At 62.9% G+C, this 9,687-nt stretch carries 12 protein-coding genes; 10 read left to right on the forward strand and 2 right to left on the reverse strand.

Annotation, left to right across the window (positions count from 1 at the left end; all coding sequences use genetic code 11):
• The first annotated feature begins 51 nt into the window (after positions 1-51).
• The 4 genes from ACVOLV_RS06975 (at position 52) to ACVOLV_RS06990 (ending at position 2,215) form a co-directional block, all read left to right on the forward strand.
• A complete protein-coding gene (locus ACVOLV_RS06975; RefSeq protein ID WP_481553759.1) occupies positions 52-429 on the forward strand; it encodes a YbjQ family protein in 378 nt (125 codons plus the stop codon).
• Between the two features lie 118 nt (positions 430-547).
• Positions 548-967: a hypothetical protein gene (locus tag ACVOLV_RS06980; protein WP_481553760.1), complete on the forward strand. Its 420-nt coding sequence runs from the start codon at positions 548-550 to the stop codon at positions 965-967.
• A gap of 27 nt (positions 968-994) precedes the next feature.
• On the forward strand, positions 995-1,327 hold the full coding sequence (locus ACVOLV_RS06985) for a low molecular weight protein tyrosine phosphatase family protein (RefSeq protein WP_481553761.1): 333 nt from the start codon (positions 995-997) through the stop codon (positions 1,325-1,327).
• Positions 1,328-1,552: 225 nt separating this feature from the next.
• Positions 1,553-2,215: a Pr6Pr family membrane protein gene (locus ACVOLV_RS06990; RefSeq protein WP_481553762.1), complete on the forward strand. Its 663-nt coding sequence runs from the start codon at positions 1,553-1,555 to the stop codon at positions 2,213-2,215.
• Between the two features lie 36 nt (positions 2,216-2,251).
• On the opposite strand, the gene ACVOLV_RS06995 is transcribed toward ACVOLV_RS06990, so the two are convergent.
• Positions 2,252-2,926 (reverse strand): DUF2306 domain-containing protein, encoded by a 675-nt coding sequence (locus ACVOLV_RS06995; RefSeq protein WP_481553763.1) that lies wholly within the window; start codon positions 2,924-2,926, stop codon positions 2,252-2,254.
• Positions 2,927-3,211: 285 nt separating this feature from the next.
• Between ACVOLV_RS06995 and ACVOLV_RS07000 the strand changes: the two genes are divergently transcribed.
• The 4 genes from ACVOLV_RS07000 (at position 3,212) to ACVOLV_RS07015 (ending at position 7,829) form a co-directional block, all read left to right on the forward strand.
• The gene (locus tag ACVOLV_RS07000; protein WP_481553764.1) at positions 3,212-5,404 is read left to right on the forward strand and encodes a TonB-dependent siderophore receptor; all 2,193 of its coding nucleotides are present in this window, start codon (positions 3,212-3,214) and stop codon (positions 5,402-5,404) included.
• 120 nt (positions 5,405-5,524) lie between these two features.
• A complete protein-coding gene (locus ACVOLV_RS07005) occupies positions 5,525-5,839 on the forward strand; it encodes an iron uptake protein (protein WP_481553765.1) in 315 nt (104 codons plus the stop codon).
• 12 nt (positions 5,840-5,851) lie between these two features.
• Positions 5,852-7,513 carry a PepSY-associated TM helix domain-containing protein gene (locus ACVOLV_RS07010; RefSeq protein WP_481553766.1) on the forward strand — a complete coding sequence of 554 codons (1,662 nt, stop codon included), beginning with the start codon at positions 5,852-5,854 and terminating at the stop codon, positions 7,511-7,513.
• Positions 7,506-7,829, forward strand: a complete 324-nt coding sequence (locus ACVOLV_RS07015) for a DUF3325 domain-containing protein (RefSeq protein ID WP_481553767.1) — start codon at positions 7,506-7,508, stop codon at positions 7,827-7,829. The genes ACVOLV_RS07010 and ACVOLV_RS07015 overlap by 8 nt, the downstream gene beginning before the upstream one ends.
• A 48-nt stretch (positions 7,830-7,877) precedes the next feature.
• Here the strand turns inward: ACVOLV_RS07015 and ACVOLV_RS07020 are convergent, their stop codons facing one another.
• Positions 7,878-8,780 carry a LysR substrate-binding domain-containing protein gene (locus ACVOLV_RS07020; RefSeq protein WP_481553768.1) on the reverse strand — a complete coding sequence of 301 codons (903 nt, stop codon included), beginning with the start codon at positions 8,778-8,780 and terminating at the stop codon, positions 7,878-7,880.
• A 98-nt stretch (positions 8,781-8,878) separates the two neighbouring features.
• Here ACVOLV_RS07020 and ACVOLV_RS07025 point away from each other — a divergent pair, with 98 nt between their 5' ends.
• Together ACVOLV_RS07025 and ACVOLV_RS07030 are read left to right on the forward strand one after the other, a co-directional pair.
• On the forward strand, positions 8,879-9,088 hold the full coding sequence (locus ACVOLV_RS07025) for a hypothetical protein (protein ID WP_481553769.1): 210 nt from the start codon (positions 8,879-8,881) through the stop codon (positions 9,086-9,088).
• 83 nt (positions 9,089-9,171) lie between these two features.
• Positions 9,172-9,495, forward strand: coding sequence for a hypothetical protein (locus tag ACVOLV_RS07030; RefSeq protein ID WP_481553770.1), 324 nt, complete (start codon positions 9,172-9,174; stop codon positions 9,493-9,495).
• Positions 9,496-9,687: the final 192 nt, after the last annotated feature.

Here is a 9,687-nt window from a genome sequence, read left to right on the forward strand (position 1 = left end):
ACGCATGCATTCATACTGCGGTTTCCCCGATCCGCCACGCCAGCACCCGCCATGACCGATCCTTACAACACCTCGTCCAGCCGCACGCCTCCCGCGTTGCTCAATGACGCGATGATCACTACCGCGCTTGAACTGCCGGGTTATCGTGCCGTGCGCAATCTCGGCCTGGTGCGCGGCATTACCGTGCGCTCGCGTTCCATCGTCGGCAACTTCCTTGGCGGCTTGCAGACCATCTTTGGCGGCAACATCACCATCTACACGGAGCTGTGCGAACAGGCCCGCGATGAAACCTACCGCGACATGGTGACCCATGCCCGGCAACTGGGTGCCAATGCAATCATCGGCGTGCGTTATGACGCCACCGAGCTGATGACCGGGCTCACCGAGGTGCTCTGCTACGGAACCGCCGTGGTGGTCGAGGCGAACTGACGCTGACTGCAATCTCGCAGGCAGGCAATGGGATCCACGTTCTGCCATTTGAAGCGCACGACCTGCCCCATGCGTTGAAACAGCGCGCGGCGTCACCCCTACCATCACGAAGGATCGCATGCGAACGAAGATACTCGCCCATTTGATCGCCTTCGTTGTGATCGTTCCGAGTACCCTGGTGGCTCTGTTCTACAGCGCCTTGGGGCTGTTGTTCGCAGTCGATGCGATCCGCAGCGACGAACACGTTGGCAACGCAGTGCTGATGCTGCTCTGCTTGTTTGCCGGGTGGTTCGGCATCGTCGCGTTGTGGCGCGCTTACTATCTTCTTGCCGGCGGCCAACGGAGCTTCAGCAGGAGATTCCTCTGGATCGGCTTCGGCTGTGGCAGTCTGGTGTCGGCCGCGCTGATTGCACTGGTGAATGGGTCGCTGCTGTTCCGGGCACTGTTCTTTGGCTGGCCAATGCTGGCCGTCATCGCGTTCACCGCGATGCTCCTGCGAACCGACTACCGCGCTACTTCTCCTGAACCTGGCAGCTGATCAACGGCATCCACTGGTACCTCCTTCATGCCCCGCAATGTTCTTTTCATCTGCACCCAGAACCGCCTGCGCAGCCCAACCGGCGAGCAGGTATTCGCCAACTGGCCTGGCATTGAGACGCAGTCGGCCGGGCTGGGTAATGACGCCAATACGCCGGTGTCGCCCGAGCTGCTGCGTTGGGCGGATCTGATCTTCGTGATGGAGAAAGCCCACCGCAACAAATTGTCGAAGAAGTTCCGCGCACATCTGGATGGCAAGCGGGTGATCTGCCTCGACATCCCGGATGACTACGATTACATGGACCCTGTGCTGGTGCAGTTGCTCAAGCACAAGGTCAGCCGATTCTTGCCGGTTGCTTGATTCGCGCTTTGATTGGCTTCGCAGCTTGGCCGGCCTTGGGTACTGCCCGCACGTGCCGGCAATGCGGCTTCGTCGCCCTCTCCCCCAACTCCTCTCCCGTGAAGGGAGAGGGGCTTTGTTGGCTTCGGTCTGATGGACCTGCTTGCCAGCGCACTGGGCGTTCGTAGTGCGTCCTGCTGAGTTAGTCTTCTCAAAGCGCGGCCACTGAACGCCGTCAAAGAGCCGATGACGATGAAGCCTCACACGCCCAACAAGGTGATGCTCGCGGTACTGGCAGCGGTCGCCTGGATGGCGCTGCTGCTGCAGCTCTATCTTTCCATCCAGTTGGCGCACGCCAATGGCCGTGGCGTGATCCACGGCATCTTCGCCTTTCTTGCCTATTTCACCGTATTGACCAACCTGTTCGTCGCGTTTGCGGCGACGTTGCCGCTGGCCGCGGAAATGTCGCGCCTGGGCCGGTTCTTCGCCAGACCCAGCGTACTGGGCTGTGCGATCACCTCGATCGTCATGGTCGGCGCGGGTTATCACCTGCTGCTGCGCAATGCCTGGAATCCACAAGGATTGCAGCTGCTTGCCGACTACCTGCTGCACTACGTGGTACCGCTCTGCGCACTTGCCTACTGGATCGCATCTGCCAGCCGATTCCCGCTTGGCCGCTCCGCGCCATTGAAGTGGTGCATCTATCCGATTGGCTATCTGCTCTACGCCCTGGTCCGCGGCGGACTGATCGGCATGTATCCGTACTACTTCATCGATGCCGCCAGCATCGGCTATGCCCGGGTAATCGCCAATGCGGCGGCCATGCTGGCGGCGTTCGTCCTGGTTGGCTTCGTCGTTCGTTTCATCGCGGTACTGCGCAGTGCATCCCGGTCAACCATTGCGCGCTGAAATCTGCTTCGCCCCTTGGCCTTGGCCGGCCAACCATCAGCCCGCCGCCGCTGCGGACGATTGCACCATCCCCCGCCACTTCGTCCACGCGTTTGACAGCAGCCCATGCAGCAACAAAGGCAGCATCCAGCTGGTCCACAACAGCAGTGCAATCGCGTCCGGGCTGGGCGCGCGGCCGCTCGCAATCCAGGCGGGTAACAGCAGCCGGAACAGCACCGGTGCCAGCGTTACCAGATAGGCCCGCGTCATCCAGCGGCGATGCCTTGCAACCTGGCCGCGACGGATGTTGAGCATCGCCAGCAAGGCCGTGATCAACCAGGCCAGCGCGGTGCCGGCGAACGCCGTGGTGATCGACGCAGGTGCTGGCGAAGTAGCGATCAGACCCACCGCAGCAGCACACGCCAACAGCATGCCTGCGATGTAACAGCGGCCCAGCCAGCGATGCAGGCGCGGCCACGCTCGCGGCCAGCGTGTCAGGAATTGCAGCGGTCCAAGCACGATCCCCAACACACCACCGCCGATGTGCAACCACAGCCAACTGCGACGTGACCAATACATGCCGTAGTGCTCGGGGTCCAGATGCCGGTATTGGCCATGGACGGCGAGCAGGAAATGCAGGCTCAAGGCCGCCAGCGCCAGCCAGAGCAACAGCCAGGCGAGGCGCCGCAGGCCACCGCGGCGCTCGGGAACTGCATGCAGCGCGTCGGACATGCTCACCTCGGCCGGGGCGTCGAGCAGAGCATACAAGGAGTGGCCAGAGCACATCCGATGCCCCCCCGGGTCAGGGTCCGGCAGACGCGTTGTGCCTGGACCGTACCCTCCCAGGCAGCCTTCCACGCCAAGCTGACTGGCTCAATAGTTGCAAAATGCAAATCATTCGCATTTAATTTCGCCCTGACAACGCCGCCCGCCCGAGCGCAGTTCTGCCCCGCACCGGAAGCGGGCACCGCCCCCGCCTGTGGCCATTCCGCTGCTTCCCCCTGTTCAGGCCTGCTCATGCACCCCAATCGCAACTGCCTCCGCCCGGCTGACGCCGCTGGTAACCCGTTCCCGTTCCGCAACGCCCGCACCCGCCTGCAGGTCGCCATCTGCCTGGTCCTGGCCAGCAGCTGCGGCATCGCCATGGCTGCGCCGCAGAGCGCGTCAGGCGCTGCCTCCGGCGCGGAAAATGACACCGCTACCCAACTGGATACCGTGCGCGTGGTCTCGCAGCGCGCCAACCGGGTCAGCAACGGTGCCACCAACCTGGACCTGGACATCAAGGAAACCCCGCAGTCGATCAGCCTGGTCAGCGCTGAGCAGATGCAGCAGTTCGGCGTCGACAACCTCAATGACGCGCTGCGTCTGGCCACCGGCATCCAGGTCGAGGAGTGGGAAACCAACCGCACCAATTATGTGGCGCGCGGTTTCGACATCAAGAACACCCAGATCGACGGCGTCGGCCTGCCCAATGACTGGGGCATCGTCACCGGTGCCATGGATGCATTCGGCTACGAAAAGCTTGAGGTGATCCGCGGCGCCAATGGCCTGCTCACCGGCGTGGGCAATGCCTCAGGCACCATCAACTACGTGCGCAAGCGCCCCACCAACGAGGCCAAGGGCCAGCTGGGCGTCAGCGTCGGCTCGTGGGGCAAGCGCCGCGTCGAGATCGACTATTCCACGCCCTTCACCGAGGATGGCCGTTGGGCCGGTCGGGTGGCGGCTGCGCATGAAGACGGCGACTCCTATCTGCGCGGCTTCAACACCGACCGCAACTTCTTCTACGGCGTGGTCGATGGCCAGATCGGCGACAACGGCACGCTGACCTTGGGCTACTCGTGGCAGAAGGCCAACAGCGACCAGAACATGTGGGGTGCGCTGACCTTCGTCAACGCCGATGGCAGCCAGGCATCCTGGCGCCGCAGCGCCTCCACCACGCAGGATTGGACTTACTGGGATACCAAGACAGAAACCGCCTTTGCCGAATACACCCACCAGCTGGGCGCGGACTGGCAGGTCAAGGCCTCGTACAACTACCGCAAGATCGGCAGTGACGACCAGCTGTTCTTCGCCTACACCACCACCGGACTGGATCCGCTGACCGGCGAAGGCCTGGTGGGCTGGTCGTACAAGGGCATCGACGAGGGCAGCTCGCACCTGGGCGACATCACCTTGAACGGCCACTTCCAGCTGTTCGGCCGCGAGCAGGAAGCCATGTTCGGTTTCAGTGTCGCCAAGAGCGAGGAGACCACCTGGGACCACCCGGTCGACAGCAGCGATCCTTCATTTGGCGCCCTGCCCGCCTTCCCCTACGCAGGCAACGCCATTGCCGAGCCGCAGTGGGGCCCGCGCACCAAGGCCAACTGGACCAACCAGCGCCTGAAGCGCGGTTATGGCGCAACCCGCCTGAGCTTCACTGACCGCTTCAAGTCGGTGATCGGCTTCAACTGGGCCGAATACCACCGCGATGGCTACAACGGCGTGTCCTTCAACCAGACCGAAGACAACATCAGCCCCTATGCCGGCCTGACCTGGGACTTCAACGACAAGGTGCTCGGTTATGTCAGCTACTCCGACATCTACCAGCCGCAGGACCAGTACGACATCAACCATGTCTACCTGGACCCGACCAAGGGCGTGAACTACGAAGTAGGCGTCAAGGCCGAATGGCTGGACCGCCGCCTGCTGACCACGCTGGCGCTGTTCAAGGCCAAGCAGGAAAACCTGTCCACGTATGGCGGCTATGACTTCGCCACCGCCAATTACTGGTACTACGGCGTTGATGTGGAGTCCAAGGGCATCGAGTTCGAAGCCACCGGCAAGCTCAGCGACAACACCAACCTGGTATTCGGCTACACCCAGCTGAAGATGAGCAACCAGGACGGCGGCAGCACCTACACCTGGGTGCCGCGCCGCACCGCCAACCTGATGCTGACCTCGCGCCTGCCCAACTACGAGGCGCTGTCATTCGGCCTGGGCGGCCGCTGGCAGAGCGATACCTCCACCAAGGAGAGCTACACCAACATGGTGGTGCGCCAGGGCAGCTATGCAGTGCTGAATGCGTTCGTCGCATGGGACGTGCTGCCCAATGCCACGATACGCGCCAACATCAACAATATTACCGACCAGAAGTACATCAATAGCCTGTACCAGATTGGTTACTACGGTGCACCGCGGAACTACCAGCTGAGTTTTGACTGGCGGTTCTGAGTGCTGCCGATAGGATCGCAGTAGCAGCTTTTGGTTTTTGCTCCATCCCCTCTCCCGTTGCGGGAGAGGGGCGTCAAACGAAGCTTCACCCGAACTGATACCCGAGACGCCACCACCGCCATGTCCCAATCAACCACCATCACTGCTCCTTCCCGTACACGCCGTCAGGTCGTGCTGCGGGTGTTGGCCGCAATGCTAGGCGGCTACGTGTTCGCCTGGGGCACGGTGGCCTTGGCTACCAGTCTGCTGTTCGCCGCCAAACTCGACTTCCACGATGCCGAATTCCTGGGCACCTTCATTGGCCTGGTCACCTACGTGGTGGTCTTCCTGTGGAGCATCGCGACCAAGCGCCTGCTGCGCATCTGGATCGTGCTGCTCGGCGGCGGCCTGCTGATGGCAGGGATTGCCTCGCTCGTCCAATCCCTGCTGGTGTGAGCGGAGAAGCCCATGTTCAACAGTTTCCGGCAAGCAATGGCGTGGCTGCATACCTGGTTCGGCCTGGTGCTGGGTTTCGTATTGATGGCGGCGTTCTTCTTTGGCGCGCTGTCCGTCTTCGACCGTGAAATCGATCGCTGGGCGATTCCCGCCACGCGCATCGAAGCGCAGCCGATGCCGTCTTTCGAGAAGATCCTGCGGCCAGCGTTCGAGCGCATGCAGCCGACCAAGGAGGCCATCGATGCGATGCGCCCGCTGGTCAACGGCCCCATGCCCACGCACTTCGACAAGGTCGCCAGCTGGAGCGCGTACACCACCCACCGCGATCCGGTGCTGGCCCTGTATGCCGGCTACCAGGTGCCCAATGCCAAGGACCCGGAAGAGCTGATCTGGGCCTACGCCACCATCGATCCACGCGACGGCAGCGTGCTGCCGGACGACCATCTGAAGATTGGCAGTGGCTTCTTTTTCCCGCTGCACTACGGCCTGACCCTGGACTGGAAGAACCTGGGCATCTGGATCGTCGGCTTCTCCGCACTGGTGATGCTGGCCGCGCTGATCAGCGGCGTGGTGATGCACCGGAAGATCTTCCGCGAATTCTTCACCTTTCGCCCCGACAAGGCCCGCCTGCGCAGTGTGCTGGACCTGCACAACCTCACCGGCGTGGTTGCCTTGCCGTTCCATTTCTTTTTCGCGCTGACCGGCCTGCTGATCTTCGCCGGCACCTATTATTTTCCGGTTGGCCACACCCAACTGCACGATCTGCATGACCTGCACGAGCGGGTAGAAGCGCAGGAAACCGGCCTGCCGCACCAACGTGCGGGCGTCAGTGCCGGACTGGCATCGGTGGATGCGATGGTCGCGCAGGCGCAGCGGCGCTGGGAGGCCAATGACAAGGCCGGCGACGTCGGCTTCCTGGTGCTGCAGCATGTTGGCGATGCCAATGGTTATGTCAGCGTGTACCGAGCCGGCACTGACCGCATCGCGCTGGTGGGCGACGGCATCCACTTCAAGTCCTCCGACGGCAAGCTGATCCGCGAAGATCCAGCCGCCACGCCGGTGGCACGCATGGCCGAGTTCCTCACCGGCCTGCATTTGCAGCACTTCCGCCATTGGCTGCTGCGCTGGCTGTACGTGCTCGGCGGGCTTGCCGGTGCCGTGTGCATTGCCACCGGCTTTATCTTCTTCGTCGAGAAACGCAAACGTCAGCACGCCCTGCAGGGCAGCCAGGGCGCGCGCATCGTGGATGCGCTGGCAGTGACCACGGTGACCGGCATGGTCCTGGCCACGCTCGGCATCCTGATCGCCAACCGCCTGCTGCCCGAAGCCCTGCCCGGCCGTGGCGACTGGGAGCGCTATGCATTCTGGGCAGTGTGGGCGCTGGCGCTGGTACATGCCGGCATGCGCGGCGCGCCGGTGGCACGCGGCCTGACCAACCCGGCATGGCGCGAGCAGACCTGGGCCATCGCGGTGATGGCCGTCGCAGCCGTGGTATTGAACTGGATCACCACTGGTGATCACCTGTTGAGCACGCTGTCGCGCGGCTATTGGCCGGTGGCAGGCATCGACCTGTTCCTGCTTGGCAGCGCGGTGATTGCCGTACTGACCGCACGCAAGCTCGGCCAGCGCGCACATGCCAAACACGCCGCACATCGCGAGAACGCACATGCCTGAGCCCTTGTCCGCCAACCTGATGCTCGCTGCTGCTTTGTTGACCAGCCTTACCGGCATGGCCTGGCTGGCGCTGTCGATGCAGGTACATGCCGCACAGGTATGGCAACGCCAGCCCTCGCCCGCCGTCCTGCGCCTGCTGCGCATCCTCGGCAGTTGCAGCATCGTCGCGGCGCTGGTGCTCTGCCTGGCCGTGGATCACGCCACGATGGCGGTGCTGGTATGGGTAATGGCCTTGAGCGGTGCTGCCCTGCTGGTGGCGTTCACGCTGTCCTCGCAGCCGCAGCGGCTGCGTGTTCTGGCGCCGTGGATCAGGTAAGCGTGTAAGCCGGTCGCGGCAAGCAGCGATTGCATGCGCTGACACTGGTCACTGTTGCTGCTGTTCACCCATCAGTACGCGGTACTCGGCGGCTTCCGCATGCAGCCACTGCCGGAAGGCCTGGAAGCCAGCATGGTCCTTCGATCGTTCCGGATAGACCAGCCAGTGCGACCAGGCCGTCTTCAAACGGTGAGCGGACAGCAACTGCAACTGGCCCGACTGCAGCAGCAGTTGCGCGCGCGTCACCCGCCCGAGCGCAACGCCAACGCCTTCCAAAGCCGCACGGTGGTGTGATTCGGAGTCATCGAAGATCGCAACGTAACGCTTGGGCGCATTCGCGCCGGTCAAGGCGAACCAGCGGTCCCATTCGCCATCCGGGTCACCCAGCAACGGCCATTCCGCCAGCGGCTTCGCGCCAATGCCGCCCATGCGTTCCACCAGTGCCGGGCTGGCCATCGGCACCAGCCACTCATCGATCAAGGGCTCGGCGATCACGCCGGGCCAGCGACCATCGCCGATGCGCATCGCCCCATCGAACTGTAGTTGCCGTTCGAAATCGATCAACAGCTGATTGGATTGCAGGTTGATCTCGATCTGTGGATGCGCCGCCACGAAACGGCCCAGCCGCGGCACCAACCAAGCCGATGCCATCGTCGGCACCGCGCTGATCGACAACACGCAATCGCGGCGCGCCTGGAACGGGCGGAAGACCTCATTGATCGCATCCAGATGCGGGCCGACCTGATCGAGCAGGCGTCGCCCTTCCTGCGTCGGTGCCACACCGCGCGCCTGCCGCAGCAACAGCGGATAGCCGAGCCGCTGCTCCAACTGGCGCATCTGGTGGCTCAAGGCGCTGACGGTGACATTCATCGCCTCGGCAGCGCGCGACATGTTGCCCATGCGTGCGGCAAGCACGAAGCCCTGCAGGAACTGGAGTGGCGGCCTGGACATAAGACTTGAGTTTTACTCAATACTTGATTGAAGGATGCTCGCTTTTCCTGACTATAGCCCGGAACTAACCTCAAATCCTCTCAACAAGGAGTAGGGAAATGAGCGTGTATACCGACCTGCTGTTCATGCAAGGACATATCGTCAGTGTCGAGCTGGCGAGGCAGCTGGCGGGGGAAGACAACTCCAACAGCCCGGCTCGAAAGATGACTGATACCAGCAAGCTGCGCTCGGGCGAACAAGGCCAAGCCGCATCCAATGAAACGGAACGCGCCACGCGCCACCTGGCTGATACCGGTTCGAACCGGTGAAGGCCGCCCGCACCGGTTCGCAGCCAGCAAGGCACATGAGGCGCGGCCCATCAGCCTGCCCGCTACTTGCTATGGTTCAACAAATGAAAACCCGCAACTGGCGCGGCCGTGCGGCCGCCTTGCTCACCACCTTCGTGATTCTGTGCATTGTCTCCAACCCGGAACTGGCCACCTTGGTGCCTGTGCTGGATGCGCTGGGGCTGGAAGTGCTGCTCGCTCTTTTCTCCGCCCAGATGATGGTGATCTTCTCGGACGTACTGCTGCCGTATGCGCGGCATTTTCATCAGCGCTGGGGTAGGCGCGCGTTGAAGCCGGTTGGTGATGCGCTGCTGTGTGCAGCCGGCGGCTATCTGCGGCAATTGGTTGGGCATGTGCGGCTTGCCGGGATGCCTGCGCGGATTGGTTGAGCCCTCGTTTGTGGGAGCGGCGTCAGCCGCGAAGCTGACGATATTGAAGCCATCCGCATTTTTGCCAACTGATGATGTATCGGCTTCGCCGGGGGGCCCCCCCCCAAAAAAAAAAAACGCAACACAAAGCCCCCGCCCCCAGTTTTTTTTTGGGGGCGGGGGGGGGCGCCCGAGGGGGGGGGTGTGAGGGGT

Source organism: Stenotrophomonas sp. STEN023, assembly GCF_056760135.1.

What these genes read in the sequence shown, in the direction of transcription:
- ACVOLV_RS06975 (WP_481553759.1), top strand. Translation starts at nt 52, where the DNA reads ATGACCGATCCTTACAACACCTCGTCCAGCCGCACGCCTCCCGCGTTG.
- ACVOLV_RS06980 (WP_481553760.1), top strand. Translation starts at nt 548, where the DNA reads ATGCGAACGAAGATACTCGCCCATTTGATCGCCTTCGTTGTGATCGTT.
- ACVOLV_RS06985 (WP_481553761.1), top strand. Translation starts at nt 995, where the DNA reads ATGCCCCGCAATGTTCTTTTCATCTGCACCCAGAACCGCCTGCGCAGC.
- ACVOLV_RS06990 (WP_481553762.1), top strand. Translation starts at nt 1,553, where the DNA reads ATGACGATGAAGCCTCACACGCCCAACAAGGTGATGCTCGCGGTACTG.
- ACVOLV_RS06995 (WP_481553763.1), bottom strand. Translation starts at nt 2,926, where the DNA reads ATGTCCGACGCGCTGCATGCAGTTCCCGAGCGCCGCGGTGGCCTGCGG.
- ACVOLV_RS07000 (WP_481553764.1), top strand. Translation starts at nt 3,212, where the DNA reads ATGCACCCCAATCGCAACTGCCTCCGCCCGGCTGACGCCGCTGGTAAC.
- ACVOLV_RS07005 (WP_481553765.1), top strand. Translation starts at nt 5,525, where the DNA reads ATGTCCCAATCAACCACCATCACTGCTCCTTCCCGTACACGCCGTCAG.
- ACVOLV_RS07010 (WP_481553766.1), top strand. Translation starts at nt 5,852, where the DNA reads ATGTTCAACAGTTTCCGGCAAGCAATGGCGTGGCTGCATACCTGGTTC.
- ACVOLV_RS07015 (WP_481553767.1), top strand. Translation starts at nt 7,506, where the DNA reads ATGCCTGAGCCCTTGTCCGCCAACCTGATGCTCGCTGCTGCTTTGTTG.
- ACVOLV_RS07020 (WP_481553768.1), bottom strand. Translation starts at nt 8,780, where the DNA reads ATGTCCAGGCCGCCACTCCAGTTCCTGCAGGGCTTCGTGCTTGCCGCA.
- ACVOLV_RS07025 (WP_481553769.1), top strand. Translation starts at nt 8,879, where the DNA reads ATGAGCGTGTATACCGACCTGCTGTTCATGCAAGGACATATCGTCAGT.
- ACVOLV_RS07030 (WP_481553770.1), top strand. Translation starts at nt 9,172, where the DNA reads ATGAAAACCCGCAACTGGCGCGGCCGTGCGGCCGCCTTGCTCACCACC.